Annotated in this window: 26 protein-coding genes; 6 read left to right on the top strand and 20 right to left on the bottom strand. The window is 71.5% G+C overall.

Annotation, left to right across the window (positions count from 1 at the left end):
- Window positions 1-89 precede the first annotated feature (89 nt).
- Window positions 90-1,268: a TerD family protein gene (locus ACIQVL_RS00690; RefSeq protein ID WP_403435256.1), complete on the top strand. Its 1,179-nt coding sequence runs from the start codon at window positions 90-92 to the stop codon at window positions 1,266-1,268.
- A 34-nt stretch (window positions 1,269-1,302) separates the two neighbouring features.
- On the opposite strand, the gene ACIQVL_RS00695 is transcribed toward ACIQVL_RS00690, so the two are convergent.
- The gene (locus ACIQVL_RS00695) at window positions 1,303-1,869 is read right to left on the bottom strand and encodes a TetR/AcrR family transcriptional regulator (RefSeq protein ID WP_403473902.1); all 567 of its coding nucleotides are present in this window, start codon (window positions 1,867-1,869) and stop codon (window positions 1,303-1,305) included.
- A gap of 160 nt (window positions 1,870-2,029) precedes the next feature.
- Between ACIQVL_RS00695 and ACIQVL_RS00700 the strand changes: the two genes are divergently transcribed.
- A complete protein-coding gene (locus tag ACIQVL_RS00700) occupies window positions 2,030-3,478 on the top strand; it encodes an MFS transporter (protein WP_403473903.1) in 1,449 nt (482 codons plus the stop codon).
- A 166-nt stretch (window positions 3,479-3,644) separates the two neighbouring features.
- Here ACIQVL_RS00700 and ACIQVL_RS00705 read toward each other — a convergent pair whose 3' ends face one another.
- The 5 genes from ACIQVL_RS00705 to ACIQVL_RS00725 all read right to left on the bottom strand — a co-directional run bounded on the left by ACIQVL_RS00705 (window position 3,645) and on the right by ACIQVL_RS00725 (window position 10,861).
- A complete protein-coding gene (locus ACIQVL_RS00705) occupies window positions 3,645-4,652 on the bottom strand; it encodes a 1-aminocyclopropane-1-carboxylate deaminase (protein WP_403473904.1) in 1,008 nt (335 codons plus the stop codon).
- Between the two features lie 14 nt (window positions 4,653-4,666).
- Window positions 4,667-5,314 (bottom strand): GntR family transcriptional regulator, encoded by a 648-nt coding sequence (locus ACIQVL_RS00710; RefSeq protein ID WP_403435248.1) that lies wholly within the window; start codon window positions 5,312-5,314, stop codon window positions 4,667-4,669.
- 106 nt (window positions 5,315-5,420) lie between these two features.
- Window positions 5,421-7,013 carry a TROVE domain-containing protein gene (locus ACIQVL_RS00715; protein WP_403473905.1) on the bottom strand — a complete coding sequence of 531 codons (1,593 nt, stop codon included), beginning with the start codon at window positions 7,011-7,013 and terminating at the stop codon, window positions 5,421-5,423.
- 449 nt (window positions 7,014-7,462) lie between these two features.
- Complete coding sequence (locus ACIQVL_RS00720; RefSeq protein ID WP_403474777.1) at window positions 7,463-8,914, bottom strand: alkaline phosphatase PhoX; 1,452 nt, start codon at window positions 8,912-8,914, stop codon at window positions 7,463-7,465.
- Between the two features lie 516 nt (window positions 8,915-9,430).
- Window positions 9,431-10,861, bottom strand: a complete 1,431-nt coding sequence (locus ACIQVL_RS00725) for a hypothetical protein (RefSeq protein WP_403473906.1) — start codon at window positions 10,859-10,861, stop codon at window positions 9,431-9,433.
- A 342-nt stretch (window positions 10,862-11,203) separates the two neighbouring features.
- Between ACIQVL_RS00725 and ACIQVL_RS00730 the strand changes: the two genes are divergently transcribed.
- Window positions 11,204-13,030, top strand: coding sequence for an endonuclease/exonuclease/phosphatase family protein (locus ACIQVL_RS00730; RefSeq protein ID WP_403473907.1), 1,827 nt, complete (start codon window positions 11,204-11,206; stop codon window positions 13,028-13,030).
- Between the two features lie 15 nt (window positions 13,031-13,045).
- Here the strand turns inward: ACIQVL_RS00730 and ACIQVL_RS00735 are convergent, their stop codons facing one another.
- The 5 genes from ACIQVL_RS00735 to ACIQVL_RS00755 form a co-directional block, all read right to left on the bottom strand.
- Window positions 13,046-13,783 (bottom strand): SRPBCC domain-containing protein, encoded by a 738-nt coding sequence (locus ACIQVL_RS00735; protein ID WP_403473908.1) that lies wholly within the window; start codon window positions 13,781-13,783, stop codon window positions 13,046-13,048.
- A gap of 17 nt (window positions 13,784-13,800) precedes the next feature.
- Complete coding sequence (locus tag ACIQVL_RS00740) at window positions 13,801-14,409, bottom strand: ArsR/SmtB family transcription factor (protein WP_403473909.1); 609 nt, start codon at window positions 14,407-14,409, stop codon at window positions 13,801-13,803.
- Window positions 14,410-14,493: 84 nt separating this feature from the next.
- Window positions 14,494-14,922 (bottom strand): hypothetical protein, encoded by a 429-nt coding sequence (locus ACIQVL_RS00745; protein WP_403473910.1) that lies wholly within the window; start codon window positions 14,920-14,922, stop codon window positions 14,494-14,496.
- A gap of 73 nt (window positions 14,923-14,995) precedes the next feature.
- Entirely contained in the window at window positions 14,996-15,673 is a 678-nt protein-coding gene (locus ACIQVL_RS00750; RefSeq protein WP_403473911.1) for a hypothetical protein, read from the bottom strand.
- Window positions 15,670-15,816 (bottom strand): hypothetical protein, encoded by a 147-nt coding sequence (locus tag ACIQVL_RS00755; protein WP_403473912.1) that lies wholly within the window; start codon window positions 15,814-15,816, stop codon window positions 15,670-15,672. The genes ACIQVL_RS00750 and ACIQVL_RS00755 overlap by 4 nt, the downstream gene beginning before the upstream one ends.
- Window positions 15,817-16,016: 200 nt before the next feature.
- Between ACIQVL_RS00755 and dapA the strand changes: the two genes are divergently transcribed.
- Complete coding sequence (gene dapA, locus ACIQVL_RS00760) at window positions 16,017-16,928, top strand: 4-hydroxy-tetrahydrodipicolinate synthase (RefSeq protein ID WP_403473913.1); 912 nt, start codon at window positions 16,017-16,019, stop codon at window positions 16,926-16,928.
- A 69-nt stretch (window positions 16,929-16,997) separates the two neighbouring features.
- The gene (locus ACIQVL_RS00765) at window positions 16,998-17,507 is read left to right on the top strand and encodes a hypothetical protein (protein ID WP_403435231.1); all 510 of its coding nucleotides are present in this window, start codon (window positions 16,998-17,000) and stop codon (window positions 17,505-17,507) included.
- A 308-nt stretch (window positions 17,508-17,815) separates the two neighbouring features.
- Here ACIQVL_RS00765 and dapD read toward each other — a convergent pair whose 3' ends face one another.
- From dapD to ACIQVL_RS00780, 3 genes are all read right to left on the bottom strand, one after another.
- Window positions 17,816-18,805 carry a 2,3,4,5-tetrahydropyridine-2,6-dicarboxylate N-succinyltransferase gene (gene dapD / locus ACIQVL_RS00770; protein WP_382730542.1) on the bottom strand — a complete coding sequence of 330 codons (990 nt, stop codon included), beginning with the start codon at window positions 18,803-18,805 and terminating at the stop codon, window positions 17,816-17,818.
- A gap of 230 nt (window positions 18,806-19,035) precedes the next feature.
- Window positions 19,036-19,572: a TetR/AcrR family transcriptional regulator gene (locus ACIQVL_RS00775; protein ID WP_403435229.1), complete on the bottom strand. Its 537-nt coding sequence runs from the start codon at window positions 19,570-19,572 to the stop codon at window positions 19,036-19,038.
- On the bottom strand, window positions 19,572-19,892 hold the full coding sequence (locus tag ACIQVL_RS00780) for a DMT family transporter (protein WP_403473914.1): 321 nt from the start codon (window positions 19,890-19,892) through the stop codon (window positions 19,572-19,574). The genes ACIQVL_RS00775 and ACIQVL_RS00780 overlap by 1 nt, the downstream gene beginning before the upstream one ends.
- A gap of 277 nt (window positions 19,893-20,169) precedes the next feature.
- Between ACIQVL_RS00780 and ACIQVL_RS00785 the strand changes: the two genes are divergently transcribed.
- Window positions 20,170-21,030: an AbfB domain-containing protein gene (locus ACIQVL_RS00785; RefSeq protein ID WP_403473915.1), complete on the top strand. Its 861-nt coding sequence runs from the start codon at window positions 20,170-20,172 to the stop codon at window positions 21,028-21,030.
- A gap of 59 nt (window positions 21,031-21,089) precedes the next feature.
- Here ACIQVL_RS00785 and ACIQVL_RS00790 read toward each other — a convergent pair whose 3' ends face one another.
- From ACIQVL_RS00790 to sufD, 6 genes are read right to left on the bottom strand one after another with little or no spacing between them, the layout of a single operon-like run.
- Complete coding sequence (locus ACIQVL_RS00790; protein WP_351485771.1) at window positions 21,090-21,422, bottom strand: metal-sulfur cluster assembly factor; 333 nt, start codon at window positions 21,420-21,422, stop codon at window positions 21,090-21,092.
- Window positions 21,419-21,886 (bottom strand): Fe-S cluster assembly sulfur transfer protein SufU, encoded by a 468-nt coding sequence (gene sufU / locus ACIQVL_RS00795; protein WP_362581325.1) that lies wholly within the window; start codon window positions 21,884-21,886, stop codon window positions 21,419-21,421. Before sufU ends, ACIQVL_RS00790 begins: the two co-directional genes overlap by 4 nt.
- An 18-nt stretch (window positions 21,887-21,904) precedes the next feature.
- Entirely contained in the window at window positions 21,905-23,161 is a 1,257-nt protein-coding gene (locus ACIQVL_RS00800; protein ID WP_403473916.1) for a cysteine desulfurase, read from the bottom strand.
- Entirely contained in the window at window positions 23,158-23,922 is a 765-nt protein-coding gene (gene sufC, locus ACIQVL_RS00805; protein WP_351958418.1) for a Fe-S cluster assembly ATPase SufC, read from the bottom strand. The genes ACIQVL_RS00800 and sufC overlap by 4 nt, the downstream gene beginning before the upstream one ends.
- Before the next feature lie 7 nt (window positions 23,923-23,929).
- Window positions 23,930-24,256 (bottom strand): non-heme iron oxygenase ferredoxin subunit, encoded by a 327-nt coding sequence (locus ACIQVL_RS00810; protein WP_351485767.1) that lies wholly within the window; start codon window positions 24,254-24,256, stop codon window positions 23,930-23,932.
- Window positions 24,253-25,437 carry a Fe-S cluster assembly protein SufD gene (gene sufD / locus ACIQVL_RS00815; RefSeq protein WP_403435222.1) on the bottom strand — a complete coding sequence of 395 codons (1,185 nt, stop codon included), beginning with the start codon at window positions 25,435-25,437 and terminating at the stop codon, window positions 24,253-24,255. The genes ACIQVL_RS00810 and sufD overlap by 4 nt, the downstream gene beginning before the upstream one ends.
- Window positions 25,438-25,488: the final 51 nt, after the last annotated feature.

Below are 25,488 nucleotides of genomic sequence, written 5' to 3' on the forward strand. Positions count from 1 at the left end.
CAGAAGCTGTGGCGGTGGAGAAGTCGTGGTGCCGCAGAAGTTTAAGGGAACGGTAAAGCGGGGTCGTTCGTTCACCCGGCATGACAGCTATGACCCCTGGCTCGAACATCCCTCTGCCGGTCTCCCGGGTGGCGGTGGACGTCTCCGCCCCCGTGCGGCTCGACGTGTCGGGCCTGCTGCTCACGGGCGACGGCAAGGTGCGCTCCGACGACGACTTCATCTTCTACAACCAGCCCAGCGGCCCGGGTGTGACGTACCGCTCCGGCGGCGGTACGGCCCCGGACGCGATCACCGTCGACACGGCCGCCGTGCCGCCCGGCATCGAGAAGATCGTCGTCACCGCGAGCCCCGACGCCGCAGGCCAGACCTTCCAGGGCATCGAGCCGACGGCCACGGTCCGCAGCGCGGACGACGGCTCGGTGCTGGCCACCTTCACGCCGCCGCAGCTGGGCACGGAGACGGCCCTGGTGATCGTGGAGATCTACCTGCGCAACGGCGCGTGGAAGGCCCGCGCGGTCGGCCAGGGGTACGCCAACGGGCTGGCCGGCATCGCCACCGACTTCGGCGTGACGGTGGAGGAACCGGCCCCGGCCGCCCCTCAGCCGACCGCCCCCCAGCCGGCGGCTCCCACCGTGGTCGCCCCGCCCGCCGCTCCCCCGGCACCGCCCGCCCCGCCCGCCCCCGGCGCCGGGAAGATCAACCTCGACAAGGGCCGGGTCAGCCTCCAGAAGAACCAGACCGTGTCCCTGGTCAAGGGCGGCAGTCCGCTGCTCTCCCAGGTCAAGATGGGCCTGGGCTGGGAGCCGGCGTTCCGCGGCAAGGACATCGACCTGGACGCCTCGGTCATCGCCTACGGCCCGCAGCGCAACCACATCGACAGCTGCTACTTCGGCAAGCTGTCCATCCTGGGCGGCGCGATCAAGCACTCGGGCGACAACCTCACCGGTGAGGGCGGCGGGGACGACGAGGTGATCGCGGTGGACCTCGGCCGGATCCCCCCGGAGGTCACCGGCCTGGTCTTCACCGTCAACTCCTTCTCCGGCCAGAAGTTCACGGAGGTCGCCAAGGCCTACTGCCGGCTGCTGGACGCCGCGTCCGGCGAGGAGCTGGTCCGCTTCGACCTCACCAGCGCCGAGGCGCAGACGGGCGTGATGATGGCGAAGCTGGTGCGCCAGTTCTCCGGCGAGTGGGACATGACGGCGATGGGCTCGTTCGTGAAGGCCCGGACGGTACGGAACATGGTGAAGCCGGGGGCGGAGGCGCTCTGACCCTGGTCCGGCGACGGGTGCGCGGCCGTGGGCGCTACGGCCGCAACCCCTCCGTGAGCAGTGCCAGATAGCGCCGGATCTCCCTGCCCTGCCCGTCGGCCAGTTCCGACGCCGTGGCCAGCCCGTGTGCGAGCCGCAGGAGTTCGATCGGCTCGATGTCCGGGCGCAGGGTCCCCTCCTTCTTCGCCGCGTCCACCAGGCGGGTGGCGGCGCCGCGGACCGTGACGCCGCAGGCCGTGACCGTGGCGGAGCTGCCGTCCGTGACGGCGGAGCCCAGCAGGGTCTTCAGGCCGCGCACCTGGATGGTGGCGAGGCACAGTTCGTTCAGCCACTCGGTCAGTGCCGCGCCCGGCGCAAGCTCAGCGGCGAACTCGTCGGCCTTCGCGGCCAGCCCCTCCAGCCGGTCCACGAACGCGGCCTCCAGCAGCGCCTGCCGGGTCGGGAAGTGCCGGTAGAGCGTGCCGGAGCCGACGCCCGCCCGTTTGGCGATGTCGTCGAGCGACGCGTTCTCACCGTGCTCGGCGAAGGCCTCGACGGCGACCTTCAGCAGCCGCTCGTAGTTGCGGCGGGCATCCGCGCGCATGGGCCTGACCTGCGTCATCCAGTTACTCCTTGCGAACCGGGGACTCTCTCCGTATCTTATCGAAGACTAAACGGAGACAGTCCCCGCTTATCGCCGTGTGCTGTGTGTGCGCCACGGGCAGTCCACCTGCCCGTACTTCACCATGCCCGCGCCGGGGACGCACAGACCGGGAGAACCCATGTCCGCCCCGTCCAGCTCTTCCGCACCGTCCACCGCCGCCGACGCCCCGCCGGACTCCGCGCATCCCGCCAGGTCCGGCACCGCCCTCCTCGTCATCGTCACCGCCTACATGATGGTCGGCGTCGACGCCACCGTCGTCAACGTCGCGCTGCCCGACATCCAGCAGGGCCTCGGGTTCAGCCGGACCGGCCTGTCCTGGGTGCTCAACGCCTACACCCTCGCCTTCGGCGGCCTGCTGCTGCTCGGCGGGCGCGTCGGCGACATCGTCGGCCGCCGTCGTACGCTCGGCGCCGGAGCGCTGTTGTTCGCGCTCTCCTCGCTGCTCGGCGGGCTCGCCGCGGAGAGCGGCTGGCTGCTCACGGCGCGGGCGCTGCAGGGCGTCGGCGCCGCGCTGATCGCGCCCAGCACCCTGGCCCTGATCACCACCAACTTCCCTCCGGGCCCGCGCCGCCACCACGCCCTGAGCGTCTACTCCTCCGTGGCCGGCATCGGCGGCTCCGCCGGTCTGGTCCTGGGCGGCATGCTCACCTCCTGGGCGTCCTGGCGCTGGGCCCTGCTCATCAACGTGCCGATCGGCATCGCCCTGTTCGTGGCCCTGCCCCGGTTCGTCGCCGAGACCCCGCGCCACGCGGGCCGCTTCGACCTCGCGGGCGCGCTGACCGGAACGGCCGGGATGACCTCGCTCGTGTACGCGTTCATCCGGGTCTCCGAGGACGGCTGGACCGACAGCCGGTCCCTGCTCGGATTCAGCTGCGCCGTCGCGCTGCTCCTCGGCTTCACCCTGATCGAGTCCCGGGCCGGCCAGCCGATCATGCCGCTGCGGCTGTTCGCCGACCGGGACCGGGCGGGCGGCTATCTCACCCTCATGCTGCTGCCCGCGGGCATGTTCGGCGCCTTCTACTTCCTCACCCTCATCTGCCAGCAGGTGCTCCAATACAGCCCGTTGCGCGCCGGGTTCGCGTTCCTGCCCATGACCCTGGCCATGTTCACGATGGTGCGGCTGCTGCCGAAGCTGCTGGCCCGCCTCGGTGCCAAGCCGATCCTGCTGACCGGCATCACCCTGCTCGTCGCCGCCGGCGGCTGGCTGTGGCGGCTGCGGCCCGGCGACGGCTACGCCACCGGGCTGCTCGGTCCGCTGCTGCTGCTCGGCGTGGGCGTCGGCCTGAGCTTCATGCCGCTCAACGCGACGATCCTCGCCCGCATCGGGCCGCGGGAGGCGGGTGCCGCGTCCGGCCTGCTGCAGACCCTGCAGTGGCTGGGCGGCACCCTCGGACTCGCCGTCCTGGTCACGGTCTACGGCACGGCGACCCAACACGCGACGGGCACGCCGGCCGACATCCTCACCCACGGCGCGGCCCGCGCCTTCGGCATCGGGTCCCTGGTCGCGGTGGCCGCGCTGCTGGTGGCGGGGTTCGTCATCACGACGCCACGGAAGCAGACGGATTAGTCCCACACGCCGCGCGGGCCGTGCGTCGGCTGCCGGACCGCGCCCCTGAAAGCAGGGCGCTGCGGTGAGCGCCCCGTCAGGGGCGCGGGGAACTGCACGACCAGCCACGACGGCGCCGCACCCGACCACCGACGCCCACCGCCGCCCCGACGGATCGGCGAACCGGCTAGAACAAGGCGCTGTACGCATTCAGCGCCGGCTGCCCGCCCAGGTGGGCGTACAGCACCGTCGAGTCGGCGCCGATCTCGCCCCGCTCCACCAGGTCGACCATCCCCGCCATCGACTTCCCCTCGTACACCGGGTCGGTGACCATGCCCTCGGTGCGGGCGGCCAGCCGCATCGCCGCGAGGGTGGTGTCGTCCGGGACGCCGTAGACGCCGGCGTGGTAGCGGTCGTCCAGCTCCACCGTCAACTCGCCCTTGACCCCGATGAGTTCGCCGGTGCGGCGGGCTATCCGGGCCACCTGCTCGCGGGTCTCGGCTGGCTTGGCCGAGGCGTCGATGCCGATCACCCGGCGTTCACGGCCGCCCGCCTCTTCCAGCGCGGCGAACCCCGCGACCATCCCGGCCTGCGTGGACCCGGTCACCGAACAGACGATCACCGTGTCGAAGAAGACGCCCAACTCCTGTTCCTGTTCGGCGACTTCGTACGCCCAGCCGGCGAAGCCGAGGCCGCCGAGCGGGTGGTCGGAGGCGCCGGCCGGAATGGCGTACGGCTTGCCGCCGGACTCCTCGACCTCGCGCAGCGCCAGCTCCCAGCTCTCCTTGAAGCCGATGCCGAACCCGGCGCGGACCAGGCGGACGTCCGCCCCGGCCAGCCTGCTGATCAGGATGTTGCCGACCTTGTCATAGACCGAGTCCGGCCACTCCACCCAGCTCTCCTGCACCAGCACGCACTTGAGCCCGGCGCGGGCGGCCACGGCGGCCACCTGGCGGGTGTGGTTGGACTGCACCCCGCCGATGGAGACGAGGGTGTCGCAGCCCTTGGCGAGCGCGTCCGCGACCAGGTACTCCAGCTTGCGCGTCTTGTTCCCGCCGTACGCGATCCCGGAGTTGCAGTCCTCCCGCTTGGCCCACAGCGCGGCGCCGCCGAGGCGGGCGGTGAGGCGCTCCAGGGGGTGCACGGGCGAGGGGCCGAAGAGGAGGGGGTAACGGGCGTAGGAGGAAAGGGACATGGAAGCTCCTGGGGTCAGTCGGGGTCGGCCAGGTCGGCGAGGCTGCGCCAGATCTCCGCCGTGACCCGGACCGCCGCCTCCGTGTCACCGGCGGCACACGCCGCGATCAGCCGTTCGTGCAGGCCGGCCGAGCGGCAGGAGCCGCCCTCGCCGAAGCGGCGGCGCTCCAGGCGGCGGATGAGCGGGGTGTAGCGGGCCACGGTGGCGGCGGCCGCGCGATTGCCGGCCACCCGGACCAGGACGTCGTGCAATTCGTCGTCGGCGCGCAGGGCCCCGTCCACGTCACCGGCCTGTACGGCGGCGGCGAACCGGACGTTGGACACTCGCATCAGATCCAGGTCGACGTCCCGCAGCAGGGGCACGGCAGCCCACGTGACCAGTTCGTGCATGGCCCCGACCACCGCCGCCGCGTCCCGTACCTCGGCGGCCACGACCGGCGTGACCCGGGTGTAGCTCTGCGGCTTGCTCTCCAGGAGACCCTCGTCGACGAGCCGCGCGAACGCCTCCCGCACCGGCGCCCGGGACAGTCCGAGCCGCTCCGCGAGCTCGGCGTCGCGCACCACCGCGCCCGGTTCGATGTCCCCGGCGACGATGGCGTCCCGGATCGCGGTGTAGGCGCGGTCGCGGAGCAGGGTGCGGGTTACGGGTCGCAGGGCCTCCATGAACTGAAATGTTAGATATCAGTGGCGGGCGAGGGCAAGGGGGTGGCGGGCAGCGGTGTGACCCGCACCCCCCGTGAAGGTGCGGGTCACGATCGGAGGGCGGCGGTCAGGCCGCCGCTGTCTCCCACGGCCAGGCGGCGTTCCGGGCCGCCTCCAGCAGCGGGACCATGCCGAAGGCAGCGTCGGAAAGGCCCCCGAACACATGCCGGTTGCCCTGGCCCGACGGGCCGTGGCCCACCCGGTAGCCGGCCAGGTTCCAGGTGTAGACCGGTACGTGCGCCGGGACCTGCCGGGTCGGGTCGCCGTGCTGGTTGAACGCGTACTGCTCGTCGGTGACGATCAGCACCCGGTCCTGTCCCCGGTAGTGCGAGCGGATCGCCGACGTGGTGTCGGTGCCGCCCAGGTCGCCGAAGCGGCCCAGGACCTTCAGCACCGACTCGCCGTTGCCGAACGTCAGCCGCCTGCTCGTCGTACCGAACTCGACGAGATCCGCGTCCGCGGACCGCAGCGCGAGCGCCGTGCCGAAGATCGCCGCCGCGTCGGCCCGGTTGAGCTCCGAGCGCTCGGACAGCCGCGAGTAGAACATCGAGCCCGAACGGTCCACGAGCACCAGCGTCCGCCCCGGCAGCGCGGGCACGTTGGCCAGCGAGTGGCCGAGCGCCTGCTCCAGCGGGTACGACCAGCGCAGCGACGGCGCGTGCTGGTACGCGGCGAGGTACCGGAACGGGAACTGCCGCGACCGCGCCACCTGAGCCGGGTCGCCGATCCGGGCCGCGACGGTGGCCGCGACCTCGTCGGAGACGCCGGCCTCGTCGAAGTTCCGCAGGTTGCGGACGAGCGCCATGGCCCCCATGGACGGGATGACCGCCTCCCACGCGGCCTTGTCCATCGGCCCCTGCAGCCAGCCGGCCAGCGCCTCCCAGGTGAGGCCGGCCGCCGCGAGCCGCTCGGCGCCACCGGGCTCGGTGACGACCGCGCGGCGCTGCCCGACGGGCAGTGCCATCAGCTCACGGTGCGCGCCGAGCACCGGGCTCGACGTGGGCGGTACCGCGGTGTCCGGGTTGTGCCGCCGGTCCAGGGCGTACCGGAACAGCTCGCCCTGCCACGGCCTGTCCGGGTCCGGCGCCGCGTGCACCAGGTTGAGGACGTCGCCGAAGCGGTATCCCTTGGACGCGGTGTCGTACTTGAGCAGCGACTTGCCGTGGTAGAGCCGTCGTACGGCGTCGGCGATCCCTCGCTTGACGGGCTTGGGGACGGCACGGCCGTACGTCGCCGTCCAGTACGCGAGCAGCTCGCCGGGCTCGTCGGGCCGCTGCAGCACGGAGGCGACGACCTGGCGGTTCGAGGGGCCGTCGGTGGCCCCCGCGGCCAGTCGGGCGTGCACGTACTCGGCGGCGCCCACGATCGAGGCGGTCCGCATGTTGCCCTCGCCGCGCAGCCAGCCGAGCAGGCCTGCGGTCCAGGCCGGGTCGGTGACGGCGAGCTCGCGCAGCAGCTTGGCGAAGCGGTCGTCGCGGTCCGTGCCGGACTCGTAGAAGGTCTGCTGCGAGACGAAGTTGGCGACGGCGAGCAGGAAGAGCTCGGACCGCGCGTCCCGCTCCCGGCCGCGACCACCCTCGTAGGTACGGAGCACGCGTCCCGTGGAGGTGACCCGCGAAGTGGGCTGCGCCCGGGCCGCCTTGGTGTTGAATCGCGCCATGGTGAATTCCCCCCGAATTCGATGGAGTCTGGGAGGAGGCGCGGCAAAAGGAGGGTGTCCGAGGTCGAAATCGACTGCGGTCGCTTATCAACTGGCGCGTCTTCCGTTCCGCCACATCGGCCCCGAGCCGATGACGGGATTCGAACCCGCATGGGGGATTCACCCCCACCAGTCCCCGAAGTATCCGCTGTCTTCGCACCGGACACCCACCATGAGCTGCGCCTCCCGAGGTCAAGAACACGCACCGGGAGGTGCATGAAGTTTTCGGTGTCCAGAGATCGAAGTCGGCGGAACCGACGTAGGTGCTCTAACCCCTGAGCTACACCGGCGCGTTGTACCGGTGGCGGGACTCGAACCCGCGGCCGCCCCATTATGAGTGGAAGTAGGTCCTGCCTTCGCACCTGGACGTGTACAACCTTAGGAGGCGGGCCGCGGGCCGGGCGAGCGAATTACTCTCCGCGCTGCTGGCGCTTCCAGGGCCCGGTGATGGCGAGCATGATGCCCGGGGTCTGGATGTTGGCGTAGAGGGTCCGGCCGTCGGGCGAGAAGGTGACGCCGGTGAACTCGCTGTACTCGGGCTCCTCCGCGGTGCCGGTGTTCAGCTCGTTGCGGGCGATGGGGTAGGTGCGGCCGCTGTCGGTGGCGCCGAACAGGTGCTGCAGGCCCTCGCCGTCCTCGGCGATGACCAGGCCGCCGTACGGGGAGACGGTGATGTTGTCCGGGCCGTCGAAGTTGCCCTCCACGGACGGGTCGGGGTTGACGCCGATGCGGACCTTGAGGGTGAGGGTGCGGCGCTTGGGGTCGTAGAACCAGACCGAGCCGTCGTGCTGGACGGGGCTCTCCGCGCGGGCGTAGGAGGAGACGATGTACACGCCGCCGTCGCCCCACCACATGCCCTCCAGCTTGCGGGCGCGGGTGACCTGGCCGGTGCTGAACTGCTTGCGGACGGAGGTGGTCCTCGCGTCGCGGTCAGGGACGTCGGTCCAGTCGACGCCGTAGACCGTGCCGATCTTCGTGGCGCGGGAGAGGTCGTCGACGAACTGGCCGCCGGAGTCGAAGCACCTGAACGCCTGGAGCGTGCCGGCGTCGTCGGCCAGGGTGCGCAGCTTGCCGCGCCCGTGGTGGAAGTGCTCGGGCGGGGTCCAGCGGTAGAGCAGGCCGTTCGGGTTGGAGGCGTCCTCGGTCAGGTACAGGTGGCCGCGCTTGGGGTCGACGACGACCGCCTCGTGGGCGTAACGGCCCAGCGCCTTGAGGGGTTTGGGGTTCTTGTTGGCCCGGCGGTCCTCGGGGTCGACCTCGAAGACGTAGCCGTGGTCCTTGGTGAAGCCGTTGGTGCCGGCCTTGTCCTCGGTCTCCTCGCAGGTGAGCCAGGTGTCCCAAGGGGTGTTGCCGCCCGCGCAGTTGGTGGCGGTGCCGGCGATGCCGACCCACTCGGCGACGTGCCCGCCGGGGCGGACCTCGACGACCGTGCAGCCGCCGGCCGCGGCCGGGTCGTAGACGAGGCCCTCGGTGAGCGGAACCGGGTACGGCCAGTTGGCGCGGGGGCCGGCCAGCTCGTGGTTGTTGACGAGGAGGGTGGCGCCGCGCGGGCCGTCGAAGGTGGAGGTGCCGTCGTGGTTGGAGGGGGTGAACTCCCCGGACTCCAGCCGGGTCCTGCCGCTGTACGTGATGACGCGGTACTTGAAGCCGGCGGGGAGCGCGAGGATGCCGTCGGGGTCGGGGAGCAGCGGCCCGTAGCCGACGCCGCCGTGCCCGTGCCCGTGCGCCGCGTCGGCCGCCTCGGTCTCGGTGGCGGCGAGGGCGTTCGGAGCGGTGGCGAGCGCGCCGACGCTGCCGGCCAGTGCGACACCGGCACCGGTGATCGCGGATTTCGCGGCGAAGTCCCTGCGGGAGAGCGACATGGTGTCTCCTGTGACGGTCGGAGTGCCGTGGAGGGTGGCGAACCTCAACTCGGCGCACACGCTCTCGCCCACCCCTGAACTCCGGTTGAACGCAGGGCGACTTCACGGCTGTCTCTTCCATGAATCCGTAAGCCCCGCCCCACGCCTCCCAAAAGCCGACCCCAAGAACACCCCGCAGAGGGCAACGACTTCCCCCAGCCGCTTCACGCCCGCCGCGACAGCGCTCTCGTCCTTCCCGCCACCACGGCGCTCGGCCCGGACGGCGGCATCCGGCGGCGCCCGACCTCCCGCACCGGCAAGCACTCGCGACAGCCCGTCGGTTGATCTCTTTTCCGCCGCAACGACGCCAGGCCCGGACGGCGGTGCCGACGATGCCCCCACCAACCCGCACGCCCCATCACAGCGGCGCGCACCACGAGACCGCGCCCCGCCGCATGCTCTTCTCCCGCCGCGACGGCGCTCAGCCGTGCACAACGCAGTCGGGGGCGACCTCCGCGCACCCCGCCCCTTCGGCCCTTACCCCCCGTGCTGCGACCGCGCCTTGAACGCCGCCTTCCGGGCCTCCTTGGCCACCTTCTTGTCGGGGTGGAGGCGACCCATCGCCTCCAGGACGTCGGCGGTGTCGGGGTGGCCCACCCGCCACGCCTCGGCGAAGAAGCCGCTGTGCTGCTGGGCCAGGCCCTCCACCAGCGCCTGGAGTTCCTCGGAGTTCCCTTCGGCGGCCAGCTGTGCGGCCACCGTGTCGATGGTCAGCCAGAAGATCAGGTCCTGGGAGGGCGCCGGCACGTCGGCGGCGCCGCGTTCGGCGAGCCAGACCCGCGCCAGGCCGCCCAGCTCGGGGTCGTCGAGGACCTCGCGGAGGGCGGGCTCGGCCTCGGCGCCGAGCAGGGACAGCGCCTGCTGGCAGCGCAGCCGCCGCAGCGGGGCGCCCGGGTCCGCACCGCGCGCGGCGGCCAGCAGCTCGCGGGCCGCGGCGAGGGACTCCCGGCGGGCCAGCCACTGCTCGGTCTCGGCCTGCGCGGCCCCCTGCGGGAACGCGGCCGTGCCGTCGAGCAGCGCGTCCGCCCCCTTGTCGGCGAGCTCCCCGACCGCCGGCGCCGCGAAGCCGGCCTCCAGCAGCCGCGCCCGCAGCCCGTAGGCGCCGAGCGGGGTGAGCCGCACCATGCCGTAGCGGGAGACGTCGGCCTCGTCGACCGGTCCCGCCGCCGGCTCCTCCTCCGCGTCGGCCATCAGCGCCTCGTCGACCGGCTGGTACTCGACGAGCCCGACCGGCTCCAGCAGGCGGAACTGGTCGTCGAGCCGCATCATCGCGTCGGAGACCTGTTCGAGGACGTCGTTGGTCGGCTCCCCCATGTCGCTGGGCACGATCATCGACGCGGCGAGCGCGGGCAGCGGCACCGGCGCCTCGCCGGGACCGCCCTCGCTCACGGTCAGCAGGTACAGGTTGCCGAGGACGCCGTCGAGGAAGTCCGCCTCCGCCTCCGGGTCCCAGCCGAGTGACGAGAAATCGACCTCGCCGCCCTCGTCGAGCGCGTCGACAATTCCGTCCAGGTCGGGCACGCTCGCGTCGGCGATGACGGTCTCCAGCGCGGCCTGCCACACCGCGAGGACGTCGTGCGGCGAGCCCCCGGTGAGCAGCGCCAGCTCCTCCCCCGCCGCCACCGTCCCGGCCTCCTCGTCGGCGATCTCGACCAGTCCGGCGTCCACGGCGACCCGCCAGGCCTCACCGGCGTAGGCGACGGCGTCCTCCCCGGTGAGTCCGAGCGCCTCGGCGGCGGCCGGGAGCTGTTCCTCGACCAGTTCGCCGCCCGCGTCCACGCGGGTGTCGGGGCCGGCCCAGCGGGCGAGCCGGGCGGCCCGGGTGAGCAGCGGCGTGGACAGCGCGGCGTGCGCCAGCTCCGCTTCGGAACGCAACCGCACCGGGGGCAGGGGGGCGCTGTCAGACATCGGCTGGTTCTCCTCGGACGCCTCAACGGTCGTACGGCGACATGGACACCGTATCGACGGCCGTACGACCACCTGGACGCCGTACGGCTCAGCCGCTCAGCCTAGACGGATTTCCACCCATGCCGCCCGGTTCATCTCCCCGCCCGGCCCCGCACATGGCCGAAACCTTGACAACTGCCGTGGCCAGGCAGGAGATTGACGCGCGTAGAAACCGGGGGGACAACTGTTCACTCGATGTCTACGCGTGTCATATCCATGTCATGTGGTGTTCATGGACGTGTCATGAACACCCCGTAAACCGCCCTCGTCCCGGCGCTTCCGTATGTCCCCGGAGGGATTCCCTTGCCGAGCAGGTCTTCCGCGCGTCTCGCCGCGCTCACCGTCGCCGCCGTCTGCAGCGCGGCGTCCACCGTCGCCCTCACCTCGCCCGCCCAGGCCGACGGACTGCGCATCCACGACGTCCAGGGCACCACGCGCACCTCGCCGTACGCCGGCCAGAAGGTGACGGACATCCCCGGCATCGTCACGGGCACGCGCACCTACGGCTCCTCCAGAGGCTTCTGGATCCAGGACCCGACGCCGGACGACAACCCGGCCACCAGCGAGGGCGTCTTCGTCTTCACCAGCTCCACCCCGAAGGTCGCGGTCGGCGACTCCGTCACGGTCACCGGCACGGTCTCCGAGTACGTCCCGGGCGGCGCCGCCACCGGCAACCAGTCGCTGACCGAGATCACCAAACCGACGGTCACCACGGTCTCCACCGGCAACGCGGTCCCGGCGCCGGTCGTGATCGACAAGAAGTCGGTGCCGAGCGCGTACACCCCGACGGGCGACACGGCCGCGAGCAATTCGATCAACGGCCTGACCCTCCAGCCGAAGAAGTACGCCCTGGACTACTACGAGTCCCTGGAGGGCATGAACGTCCGGGTCGAGAACGCCCGCGTGGTCACCGCCACCGACCCGTACGCCGAGCTGTGGGTCACGGTGAAGCCGCACGAGAACCGCACCAACCGCGGCGGCTCGCTGTACCGCTCCTACCGCGACCAGAACACCGGCCGCCTGCAGATCCAGTCCCTCGGCTCGACCGCGGACTTCCCGGCGGCGAACGTCGGCGACACCCTGACCGGCGCCACGACCGGCCCGATGGACTACAACCAGTACGGCGGCTACACCCTGGTCGCGAGCACGCTGGGCACCCTGAAGAGCGGCGGCCTGCAGCGCGAGACGACGAAGAAGCAGTCGCACGGCCAGCTGGCGGTGGCGACCTACAACGTCGAGAACCTCGACCCCTCGGACGGCACCTTCGCCGCGCACGCGTCCGCGATCGTGAACAACCTCCAGTCGCCCGACATCGTGTCCCTGGAGGAGATCCAGGACAACAACGGCGCGACGGACGACGGCACGGTCGCCGCCGACGTGACGGTGAACAAGCTGATCGACGCGATCGTCGCGGCCGGCGGCCCGAAGTACCAGTGGCGTTCCATCGACCCGGTCAACGACCAGGACGGCGGCGAGCCCGGCGGCAACATCCGCCAGGTCTTCCTGTTCAACCCGGAGCGGGTCTCCTTCGTCGACCGCGCGGGCGGCGACTCCACCACCGCGGTGGGCGTCACCAAGGTGCACGGCAAGGCCCGGCTGACGGCCTCCCCCGGCCGCGTCGACCCGGCGAACACCGCCTGGACGACCAGCCGCAAGCCGCTCGCCGGTGAGTTCGTCTTCCAGGGCAGGACGGTCTTCGTGATCGCCAACCACCTGAACTCCAAGGGCGGCGACCAGGGGCTGACCTCGCAGTACCAGCCGGTGGTACGCAGCTCGGAGACCCAGCGCCACGCACAGGCGACGCTGGTCAACGCGTTCGTCCGGAGCATCCTCGACGTCCAGAAGGACGCCGAGGTGATCGCGCTCGGCGACATGAACGACTTCGACTTCTCCGGCACCACCAAGATCCTGGAGAGCCACGGCGCCCTCTGGTCGGCGATCCAGTCGCTGCCGACCAAGGAGCGCTACACCTACGACTACCAGGGCAACGAGCAGGTCCTGGACCAGATCCTGATCAGCAAGCAGATCCGCGGCAAGGGCGACTTCGAGTACGACAGCGTGCACATCAACTCGGAGTTCCACGACCAGATCAGCGACCACGACCCGCAGGTGCTGCGCTTCCGCCCGTAACCGGCCGCAGGCTGCTCAGGACTGGCCGAACACCCCGTTCAGCCAGTCCTGCCAGGCGATCTCGTTCGCCTCGGCGTCGGCGTCCGGCGCGAAGTCGTGGACGCTGACGCCGACGGGGGCGCCCCAGTGGTTGCGCCCGAAGAACCGGATGAGGGCGTCCTCGGTGCGCAGTCCGACGAAGTACGGGTCGCGGTAGTCGACCACCGCGTCCAGGGCCCGCCCGCCGGGCCCGTGGACGCTCGCCTTCGCGCCCGCCGCCAGGTCGTCCGGCAGCCCGAGGGCGCGGCCCACGGCGGTGAAGGCGTCCGGTGCCTGGGAGGCCTCCGGCCCGTTCAGCTGGGCGAAGCTCACCGGGCGGGGCGCGAAGTGGGTGAGGTACTCGCGCAGGGTGTGCAGGTAGAAGTCGGTGTGCCGGCTCGCGCCGTCGTACTGGTTGTCCCAGTCGTCGGTGAAGATCCCGCTGTGCACGTAGCGCACCCAGGCGCGGCGGCCCTCGTCGCGCTCCTCGATGACGTGCTCCAGCTGGTTGGCGCTCTGCGTCGGGAAGCCGACGTCCTCGCTGCGGGTGACCAGGTGGTGCGGCGGGTCGTAGGCGGTGACGGTGGAGCCGAAGGCCGCCGTGCCGCCCACCCGGGGCTCGGGCGGCTGCATCGGCCACAGATAGCCGCCGGTGCCGTGGGTGATCGCCTCCCACACCTCTGCGGGCGTGGCGTCGACCTCGAACTCGCGGGCGATCTCGAATTCCTTGGACATGATGGGGCTCCTGCCGCCTACTGTTCCGGCTCGAGGGTGGGCCGGTCCTTGACCGTGGGATGGACGGCGACCACGATCCGGTGGTCCCGGCCGGCCTCCGTGTCGGGCGCGTCGTACTTGCGGATGAGCGCGCTGACGCCCGCCGTCAGCTCCTGCACGAAGGCCGCGCGGTCGGCGGCGGAGGCGAACCGGACCTCACCGTCCAGCGCGTAGGTCGCCAGCCGCTTGTGGGCCTTGGCGGCCCCGGTGACCAGCATGCCGACGTCGCGCACCAGGCGCGCGCCGAGCGCGAGCAGCCAGCGTGCGGAGAGCTGGTCGCGGAAGCGGTCCGGGTCCGGCTGCACGGCGGGCAGGGCGGCCGGCGAGATGACGTACGACGCGGCGGTCGCGCGCATCAGCCGTTCGGTGACGTTGCCCTTGCGCCGCTCGCCGGCCAGTTCGACCAGGCCGTGCCGCTCCAGCGTCTTCAGGTGGTAGTTCACCTTCTGCCGGGGCAGCCCGACCCGGCCGGCCAGCATCGCGGCCGACGCGGGCGCGTCGGCCAGTTCGGCGAGCAGCCTGGCCCGTATGGGGTCCAGCGACACGGCCGCTGCCTCGGGGTCCTCGATCACGGTGACGTCCAGCATGGCTCCACCGTCTCACCGAAAACTTTTTTTGTCCACACAGGTGGAGTTTTCGGTGGGACGGTGGAGCGGAGCCCCCTTCGGGTCTCAGGTGCGACGGCTCCGGCGCAGCGCGCCGACCGCCACCGCGACGGCGACGGCGACGGCAGTGCCCGCGACCAGCACCGGCCGGGGGAGCCGGACGAGGGCCCGCACGGCCGTGCGGGCGGGCTGTGCGACCCGGTCCTCGACGGTGTGCCCCGCCCCGGCGGCCTGCTCCGTCGCCAGGTGCCCGGCGCGCCCCGCCCGCTCCTGGACGGCGTGCCCGGTCCGCAGCGCGCGCTCCTGGAACGTGTGGCGCGCCTTGGCCAACCGCTCCTGTGCCGTGTGGCCGCCCTTCATCGCCCGGCCCTGGGCCTGCCGACCGGCCCTGGCCGCGCCCTCGCGCAGCTGTACGCTCAGCGTGTCGGCCCGGTCCCTGAGGTCGGCGGTCCCGGTCAGCCGGGCCCTCGTTCCGCGTACGGTCCTCTTCGTCATCGGTGCTGCCCCTCCTGGTCTCGTCGGCGTCCGCTGTGCCTGCGGACCTTCCGAGTACCCGGTCCGGCCACCCTCAGCCCTGTTCACCCCGTTCGCCGAGCCGGGCCAGCTGGCTCTGGAACCAGTCGAGGCGGGCCTGCAACAGAGCGGCCTCCGCGACCAGTTCGGGCACCCCGAGGCCCTCCCCCGCCGCCACCGGGCCGCCGGTGGCCCCCGCGCCCCCGGCGATCACCCGCAGCCCCTGCCCCGCCCGCCGGGCGAACCCGGCGGGCGAGACGGACACACGGGCGCGTACACAGCCCGCGCAGGCGGCCGCGAGTCCCCGCCAACCGGGCCTGCCCCCGCCCGAGTCGGCGAGCGCGACGGCCGGTGCATCGCAGGCGCACGGCCCGACGGTCGCGGTCCGCACCCGCTGCCGGGCGTAGCGGAAGCCGCGCTCGAAACGGATGTAGGCGCCGAGGACGGAGACTTCGAGCAGCACGGCGGACCGGTGCTCGGCGGTGCACAACAGGGCCTCGGCGACCTCGCGTTCGTGCACGCAGTGGAAGCCGCAGTCGCACAGCCGCGCGGGCGGGCGATGCCGTCGGCCGTAGACGCAGGACGCGTCGTCCAGCACTCCGTACGGCAGCGCGCCGCCCAGCGACACACCGGTGAACCCGGCCCGCGTACCGTCCTGGGACAGCATCGGGTGGGCGATCTTGTAGCCGGTCGGCGGCTCCGTCGGCCGTTCCGCCGGGAGCCAGGGCCTCATCGGGCGGCCGGCGCCTCTTCGGACGCGGACGCGACCTGGGGCTCGCGGATCTCGTCGGGAAGTTCGGGAAGTTCGGGTACGTCGTCGCGGACGAGCGGCCGCTCCTCAGCTACCCCGGTGGCCAGTGCCTTGCCCAGCTTCATGGTGCCTCCCGTGACCCATGACCTGCCGTCGGTGACCGTCCGGCCCATAGTGGCCCATGAGCGGCCGAGTTGGACACAGGGCCTCAGGACACCGGCAGGGCGCCAAGAGGACGCCAGGAGCCGATGGCTTAGCATCACTAAGAGATAAGCCGTAGAAGAATTAAGTGGAGCTAATCCATCGCGCTGCCGAGACTACCCCCATGACGAACCCACACGGCACTCCCCGTTCGCCCCGCCCCTTCGGCCGTACGCTCTGCGCGATGGTCACCCCCTTCACCGAAGCGGGCGCGCCGGACCTCGACGGCGCCCGGCGGCTGGCCGCGCACCTGGTGGCGGAGGGCTGCGACGGTCTGGTGCTGAACGGCACCACCGGCGAGTCGCCGACCACGACGGACGCGGAGAAGGCGGAGCTGATCGGGGCCGTCCGGGCGGCGGTGGGTGAGCGGGTCTCGCTGGTGGCGGGCGTGGGCACTGCGGACACCCTGCACACCGTGCAGCTCACGCTCGCGGCCGAGAAGGCGGGCGCCGACGGGGTCCTGGTGGTGTCGCCGTACTACAGCAGGCCCCCGCAGGACGCTCTGGAGGCGCACTTCCTCCAGGTGGCCGAGGCGAGCGGGCTGCCGGTGATGCTGTACGACATCCCGGGCCGCACCGGCACCCGGATCGAGCCGGAGACGCTGGTCCGGCTCGCCGCGCACCCCCGGATCGTCGCCGTGAAGGACTGCTCGTACGACTTCCTCGGTACCCAGAAGGTGCTGGCGCGCACGGATCTGGCGTACTACGCGGGCTGCGACGAGCACATCCTCGCCCTGTACGCGGTGGGCGCGGCCGGCTGCGTGAGCACGGTGGCCAACGTCGTCCCGTCCCGGGTCGCCGCGATCCTGGCCGCGTTCGACGCGGGCGACACGGCTCGCGCGACCGAACTCCAGCTGCGGGCCGTGCCGTTGATCGAGGCGATGACGGCCGCGGGGCTGCCGGGCACCGTCACGGCGAAGGCGCTGCTCGCCGCGACCGGCCTGCCGGCGGGCCCGGTACGGGCACCGCTGCGGGCCGCCGGCCGGGAGGCGGCCGACCGGCTGCGGGCGGTGTACGAGGAGTTCGTCGCGGCCTGATCACCGCTCGCACTGGCGGCACGCGAAATCCACCGGTGCTCCGCCCGTCCGCTGCCGTACGTTGTCCCCGTGCGCCGCCCCCTGCTGTTCCTGGACGTCGACGGCCCCCTCAACCCGTACGCGGCGCAGCCCGAGCGGCGACCGGAGGGCTTCACGACGATCCGGGCGACCGTGCGTCCGGGTCGCCCGCTGCGGGTGTGGCTGAACCCGTCCCACGGCCCGGCGCTGCTCGCGCTCGGCTACGAGCTGTGCTGGGCGACCACCTGGATGGCGGAGGCCAACCGCTGGATCGGGCCGGTCGTCGGCCTGCCCGAACTGCCGTACGTCGACTTCGGGCGGGGCTTGTTCGCCGAGCGCGCGGACGGCGTCCACTGGAAGACCGAGGCGATCGTGGCGTACGCCGAGGGGCGGCCGTTCGCCTGGGTGGACGACGAGCAGAGCCCGGCGGACACGCTGTACGTCCGGGCCCACCATCCCGGCCCGGCCCTGCTCCGTCACGTCAGCCCCCGGATCGGCCTGAGGGAGCCCGACTTCGCCGCGCTGACCCGGTTCCGCGCTTCCCTGCCGTACGACGGCTGAACGCTCGGACTGCGGAACCGCCGGGCCTCCGGTGCGCGGCGCACGGAAGGGTGAGCGTGTCGACGACCACGCCGGCCGGCGCGCCGAGGCCGATCGGCAGGTGGAACACCGCCACCGCACCGCGCCCACGGCGACCCGCAGCCTGTGGGACCTCCGGTCCCGCCCCAGGAGAGCCGGGGACCAGAACGCGCGCAGGCCGGGGCACCCCGGCCTGCGCGCGGGTCGTCCCACCCTGCGCTCGGCTCTGTCTGCCCGGTTGGCCTCGACCACAAGCCGGGAGGGTGGCCGCAGGTCGCGGCCGCTGCCCGTCAGTTGTGGCTGTGCAGGATCTCGTTCAGGCCGCCCCAGACCGCGTTGTTCGGGCGGGCCTCGACGGCGCCGGAGACCGAGTTGCGGCGGAAGAGGATGTTGGAGGCGCCGTTCAGCTCGCGGGCCTTGACGATCTGGCCGTCGGGCATGGTGACGCGGGTGCCCGCGGTGACGTAGAGGCCGGCCTCGACCACGCACTCGTCGCCGAGGGCGATGCCGACGCCCGCCTCGGCGCCGATCAGGCAGCGCTCGCCGATGGCGATGATGACGTTGCCGCCGCCGGACAGCGTGCCCATGGTGGAGGCGCCGCCGCCGATGTCCGAGCCGTCGCCGACCACGACGCCGGCCGAGATGCGGCCCTCGACCATCGAGGTGCCGAGCGTGCCGGCGTTGAAGTTGACGAAGCCCTCGTGCATGACGGTGGTGCCCTCGGAGAGGTGCGCGCCGAGGCGGACCCGGTCGGCGTCGGCGATGCGCACCCCCTTCGGGGCGACGTAGTCGGTCATCCGCGGGAACTTGTCGATCGAGGTCACCTGGAGGTGCAGGCCCTCGGCACGGGCGTTCAGCCGGACCTTCTCGATGTCGTCGACGGCCACCGGGCCGAGGGATGTCCAGGCGACGTTGGCGAGCAGGCCGAAGATGCCGTCCAGACTCTGGCCGTGCGGCTTCACCAGACGGTGCGAGAGCAGGTGCAGGCGCAGGTAGACGTCGTGGGTGTCGAGGGGCTTGTCGTCGAGCGAGGAGATGACCGTACGGACCGCGACGACCTCGACACCGCGGCGGGCGTCCGGGCCGATCGCGTTCCCGGCGTTCTCGCCGAGCAGTTCCACGGCCCTGTCCGCGGACAGCCGCTCGGTGCCGGCCGGGCCGGGCTCGGCGAGGAGTTCGGGGGCGGGGAACCAGGTGTCGAGAACGGTGCCGTCGGCGGCGATCGTGGCGAGGCCGGCGGCGGCGGCACCGGTGGGACGAGGAGCAGTCGTGTCGGTCATGAGGGCAACCTAACCGGCCGGGGGCCCGCGAGGCGAACCAGCGTGCGGGGCGTCTCAGGGGGCGGGCCGTGCGGCTGCGCGCGGATCTTCGCAGGTGGCGGGGGCCTGCCGGGCCCAGCGGGCGCGGGGCGCGACGAAGGGGCGGCGGCGGGCGGCAACCGCGGCGCGCCGTCCTGACCGCTTCCCGGTCCCTGCCGTCCGCGGGGAGGCCGTCGGCCGGGGCGGCGGCCTCAGGGAATCACCCGCCCCAGCACCTCCCGCGCATATCCCTCGTCGTACGGCGTCCCGGTCAGCAGCACCTGGAGGCAGATCCCGTCCATCAGTGCGACCAGCGCCCGCGCCGTGACCGGATCGGTGTGCCGGGCCAGCCGCTCGGCGAGTTCGTCGGCCCACTCGGCGGCGACGGGGCGCAGGGCCGGGCGGCGCAGGGCGGCGAGGTAGAGCTCGTACTCCAGTTCCACGGAGGTACGGTCACCGCCCAGCCAGTCGCCGAGGATCCGGGCGAGGGCGGTGGCGAGGTCCGTCGAGGAGTCGTCCAGGCCGCCGTGGGCGGCGACCGTCTTGGCGAAGCCCTCGTTGGCCTGCCGCAGTGCGGCGACCATCAGCTCGTCGAGGGTCTTGAAGTGGTAGGTCGTCGAGCCGAGCGGCACGTCCGCCTCGGCGGCGACCGAGCGGTGGCTCAGCCCCGCCAGGCCCTTCTCGCCCACCACCCGGATCGCCGCGTCGATGATCCGCCGGCGGCGGTCGGGGTCGTAGCGGCGTGGCATCAGTGCGCGCCTCCCAGGTTCAGGACGACCACTCCCCCGATGATCAGGACGATCCCGGCGACCTTGACCAGGGTCAGCGTCTCCCCGAACAGCAGGAGTCCCAGCACGGCGATGGCCGCGGTGCCCACCCCGGACCAGATCGCGTACGCCGTGCCGATCGACAGGGTCTTCAGCGTCTGGGCCAGGAGCAGGAACGACACCAGGTAGCCCAGCGCCGTCAGCAGCGAGGGCCAGAGTCTGCTGAAGCCGTCCGCGTACTTCATCGCCGTCGTGGCGGCGACCTCGGCGGCTATGGCGCCGGCGAGCGTCAGGTATCCCATGTGTACGAGTGTACGCAACGATGTGTACGGGAGTACACAAAGACGCCGGCACACATCCGGCCACACCGAACGAGGGTGCCGGGTATGCCGTTTGCCCGCACGGGCACCGCACGAGGATGTTCAATGTTCATAGAAACCGCTAGCTGAAACGGCTCCCCGCAGCCCCGTTACTCCACTAGTGTGTGCACCTCTGTGATCCACGACTGCTTCACAGTTCACTCACCTCACCTTCACACCCCCGGCCGCCGCTGCCTTGGCGCCGCTGGAGGAAACGCGCATGCCAGAAACCACCCCCCAACCCCCGCCGCATCCCCCCTGGGAGAACGGCTGGGTCCCCGACACCTCCCGGGCTCCCGGAACCCGAAGACTCTGGCTGGCCGGCACGCTGGCCGTCGCCACCGTCGTCGCCTGCGTCACGGCGATAGCCGTCGACCACAAAGCCCCTGACAAGGCGTCAGCGGCCGGTCCCACGGTGTCGGCGAGCACCGACAACGGCCCCGGTCTGCTCTCCTTCGCCTCGCCGTCGGCGTCGGACACGACCGCCCCGCCCAAGGTCACGTCGGGGATGTCGGCGACCTCGCCGACCGCGTCCGCCACGGCGTCGGCCACCGCATCAAGCACCGGCCCGAAAAGCTCGCCGTCCGGCGCGCAGCCGTCCAGGTCCACGCCGTCCCAGGGGACTTCGGGCGGCTCGGGCGGCTCCGGACAGCAGACCGGCAGCTCCGGGAAGTCGGTCCGCTCGGTCAACTACCCGGACCGCTACTGGCACGTGAGCGGCAGCTACGTGTACCTCGACCAGCCCCGCGGCTCCGAGTCCCGCGAGGACTCGACCTTCGAGCTGGTCAAGGGCCTGGCGAACGCCTCCTGCTACTCCTTCGCCACACACGACGGGCTGTACCTGCGCCACCAGAACTTCGTGCTGCGCGCCGAGCGCAACGACGGCAGCAGCCTCTTCAGGCAGGACGCCACCTTCTGCCCCCAGAAGTCGCCGTTCTCGGACGACGTGCTGTTCCAGTCGGTGAACTACCCCAACTACGCCCTGCGCCACAAGAACTTCCAGCTGCGCCTGGACCCGTACGGCTACAACACGACCAACCGCCAGGACTTCTTCTTCGACCTCGTGGACGGGCTGGGCTGAGACACATGCAGAAGCGGCGGCACCCTGCCCGGGTGCCGCCGCTTTCGTGTGCCGGGGTCTCAGACGTTGAACCCGAGCGCCCGCAGCTGCTCACGGCCGTCGTCCGTGATCTTGTCGGGGCCCCACGGGGGCATCCAGACCCAGTTGATGCGCAGCTCGTTGACGATGCCGTCCGTGGCGGACTTGGCCTGGTCCTCGATGACATCGGTCAGCGGGCAGGCCGCCGACGTCAGGGTCATGTCGATCGTCGCGATGTTCGCGTCGTCGATGTGGATGCCGTAGATCAGTCCGAGGTTGACGACGTCGATGCCCAGCTCGGGGTCGACGACGTCGTACAGCGCCTCGCGGAGTTCTTCCTCCGAGGCCGGCTTCATCTCAACGGTCTCGCTCATGCCGTCTTCCTTTCGGCGTCGGCGCCACCCAGCGCCTGGGCCGTCGCGTCCTTCCACGCCATCCAGCTCAGGAGGGCGCACTTGACCCGGGCCGGGTACTTGGAGACCCCGGCGAACGCGACGGCGTCCTCCAGGACCTCCTCCATCGCGTCGTCGGGCTCGATCCGGCCCTTGGACTGCATCAGCTCCAGGAAGGTCTCCTGGACCTTCTGCGCGTCCGCCAGGTCCTTGCCGACCAGCAGGTCGTTCAGCACGGAGGCCGAGGCCTGGCTGATGGAGCAGCCCTGGCCCTCGTACGAGACGTCCGCGATGGTCGTGCCGTCGTACTTCACTCGGAGGGTGATCTCGTCGCCGCACGTCGGGTTCACATGGTGCACCTCGGCGTCGCCATCCCGGAGACCGCGCCCGTGCGGGTGCTTGTAGTGGTCCAGGATGACTTCCTGGTACATCGAGTCCAGCTTCACGGTTTCAGCTCACGCCCTTCAGCCGAAGAAGTTCCGTACGTGCTCCAGGCCCTCGACCAGAGCGTCGATCTCGGCCGGAGTGGAGTACAGATAGAACGACGCTCGCGTGGTCGCAGGAATTCCGTAGCGCAGGCAGACCGGCCGTGCGCAGTGGTGGCCGACCCGGACCGCGATGCCCTGCTCGTCGAGGACCTGGCCCACGTCGTGCGGGTGGATGTCCCCGAGGGTGAAGGAGATCGCGGCGCCCCGGTCCTCGGCCGTGGTGGGGCCGATGATCTTCAGGTCGGGGACCTGCTGGAGGCGCTGGACCGCGTACTCCGTCAGTGCGTGCTCATGGGCGAGGATCTTGTCCATGCCGATGGCGTTGAGGTAGTCGATGGCCGCACCGAGGCCGACCGCCTGGGCGACCGGCGGGGTGCCCGCCTCGAACTTGTGGGGCGCCGGGGCGTACGTCGACGAGTGCATCGACACGGTCTCGATCATCTCGCCGCCGCCGAGGAAGGGCGGCAGGTCCTCCAGGAGCTCCTGGCGGCCCCAGAGGACGCCGATGCCGGTCGGGCCGCACATCTTGTGGCCGGTGAAGGCCACGAAGTCGGCCTGGAGGGCCTGCACGTCCAGCGGCATGTGGGGCGCGGCCTGGGAGGCGTCGATGCAGACGAGGGCGCCGACCTCCTGGGCGCGGCGCACTATCGCCTCGACCGGGTTGACCGTGCCCAGGATGTTCGACACCAGCACGAAGGAGACGATCTTCGTCTTCTCGGTGATGATCTCGTCGATGTTGGACAGGTCGAGGCGGCCGTCGTCGGTGAGGCCGAACCACTTCAGCTTCGAGCCGGTGCGCTGCGCGAGCAGCTGCCACGGCACGATGTTGGAGTGGTGCTCCATCTCCGTGATGACGATCTCGGTCTCGTGGTCCACCCGGTAGGGCTCGTCGGCCCAGCCGAGCATGTTGGCCACGAGGTTCAGCGACTCGGAGGCGTTCTTCGTGAAGATCACCTCGTCGCGGCTGGGCGCGTTGACGAACTCCGCGACCTTGTCGCGCGCGCCCTCGTACATCGCCGTGGCCTCCTCGGCGAGCACATGCACACCGCGGTGGACGTTGGCGTTGTGGCGCTCGTAGTACTCGCTGAGGACGTCCAGTACCTGGCGCGGCTTCTGGCTGGTCGCCGCGTTGTCCAGGTACACGAGCTTCTTGCCGTCGTGGACCAGGCGGTCCAGGACGGGGAAGTCCTTGCGGATCGCCTCGGTGTCGAGGAGGCCCGGCAACTGTGTCACGCGGATACGCCACCCTTCGTGTATGCCTCGTAGCCCTCGTCCTCCAGCTTGTCGGCGAGCTCGGCGCCGCCGGACTCGACGATCCGGCCGGCCGAGAAGACGTGGACGAAGTCGGGCTTGATGTAGCGCAGGATGCGCGTGTAGTGCGTGATCAGCAGGGTGCCGACCTCGCCGGTCTCGCGGACCCGGTTGACACCCTCGGAGACGATGCGGAGGGCGTCGACGTCGAGGCCGGAGTCGGTCTCGTCGAGGATCGCGATCTTCGGCTTGAGCAGTTCGAGCTGGAGGATCTCGTGGCGCTTCTTCTCGCCGCCGGAGAAGCCCTCGTTGACGTTGCGCTCGGCGAAGGACTGGTCCATGTTGAGGCGCTCCATGGCCTCCTTGACCTCCTTCACCCAGGTGCGCAGCTTGGGGGCCTCGCCGCGGACGGCGGTGGCGGAGGTGCGCAGGAAGTTGGAGACCGAGACACCGGGGACCTCGACCGGGTACTGCATCGCCAGGAACAGGCCCGCGCGGGCGCGCTCGTCGACGGACATCTCCAGGACGTCCTCGCCGTCGAGAGTGACGGTGCCGCCGGTGATCGTGTACTTCGGGTGACCCGCCAGCGAGTAGGCGAGGGTCGACTTGCCGGAGCCGTTGGGGCCCATGATGGCGTGCGTCTCGCCCTGCTTCACGGTGAGGTCGACGCCCTTGAGGATCTCCTTCGTGGCGTTGTCGGCCTCGACGGTGACGTGCAGGTCTCGGATTTCAAGCGTTGCCATGGGTGCCTCAGGACTCCTGGGTGAGGGAGACGAGCACGTCGTCCCCTTCGATCTTTACGGGGTAAACGGGGACGGGGCGCGTGGCCGGGAGGCCGGACGGCTTGCCGGTGCGCAGGTCGAAGCTGGAGCCGTGCAGCCAGCACTCGATCTGGCAGTCCTCCACCTCGCCCTCGGAGAGCGAGACGTTGGCGTGGGAGCAGATGTCGTGGATCGCGAACACCTCTCCCTCGGTCTTCACGACCGAGACCGGCGTGCCGTCGAGTTCCACCCGCTTCGGGGTGTCCTCCTCCAGCTCGCTCAGCCCGCAGGCGCGTACGTACGCAGTCGACGTCATGCGACCGAGGCCTCCAGCTCCTCCTCGATCTTGGCGAGCAGGCGCTCCTCGATGTCGGCGACACCGATCTGCTGGACCAGTTCGGCGAAGAAGCCGCGGACGACGAGGCGGCGGGCCTCGTGCTGCGGGATGCCGCGGGCCATCAGGTAGAAGAGCTGCTCGTCGTCGAAGCGGCCGGTGGCGGAGGCGTGGCCGGCGCCGACGATCTCGCCGGTCTCGATCTCCAGGTTCGGCACCGAGTCGACCCGCGCGCCGTCCGTGAGGACCAGGTTGCGGTTCATCTCGTAGGTGTCGGTGCCCTCGGCCTTGGCCTCGATGAGGACGTCGCCGATCCACACCGCGTGCGCCTCGTCGCCCTGGAGGGCGCCCTTGTAGGCGACGTTGGACTTGCAGTGCGGGGTGTTGTGGTCGACGAGCAGGCGGTGCTCCTGGTGCTGCCCGGCGTCGGTGAAGTACAGGCCGTACAGCTCGGCCTCGCCGCCGGTGCCGGCGTAGGCGACGCGCGGGTGCAGCCGTACGACGTCGCCGCCGAAGGTGACGACCACGGACTTGAAGCTGGCGTCCCGGCCGACCAGGGCGTTGTGCTGGGCGACGTGGACGGCCTTGTCGTCCCAGTCCTGGACGGAGACGACGGTGAGCTTGGCGCCGTCGCCGAGGACGTACTCGACGTTGGCGGCGGTGACCACGTCACCGGTGTGGTCGATGACGACGACGGCCTCGGCGAAGGCACCCAGCTCGATGACCTGGTGGCCGAAGGCGACGCCGCCCTGGCCGTGCACGCTGATCCGGATCGGCTCGGTGAGCACCGTCTCCTTGGGGACGGTGACCACGCCGGCCTGCTCGAAGGCCGAGTACGCCTGGGCGGCGACCCGGTCCACGGGGGCGCCGGCCCGGCCGAGCCGGGGGTCGTCGCGGCCGACCAGCTCGACGGTGACGCCCTCGGGGGCCTCCACCGCGACCTTCAGGCTGTCGACGGTGGCGACCGCCGTGCCGTCGTGCAGCCCGCGCAGGCGCTCCAGCGGGGTGAACCGCCACTCCTCCTCGCGGCCGTGCGGGACCGGGAAGTCCGCGACGTCGAAGGAGGGGGGCGCGCTCATGCGCGTGGCGACGGTCGACTCGGCGGCCACCGCGATGGCGCCGGCGGTGGTGGAGCCCACCGGGGAGTTCTGAGCCTCAGCCATGGCTGTCGGTCTGCTCGCTTTCTTACGTGAGTGGCGTGACGGTGACGGCGG

The organism is Streptomyces sp. NPDC090499, from assembly GCF_044769305.1.
Classification (GTDB): domain Bacteria; phylum Actinomycetota; class Actinomycetes; order Streptomycetales; family Streptomycetaceae; genus Streptomyces.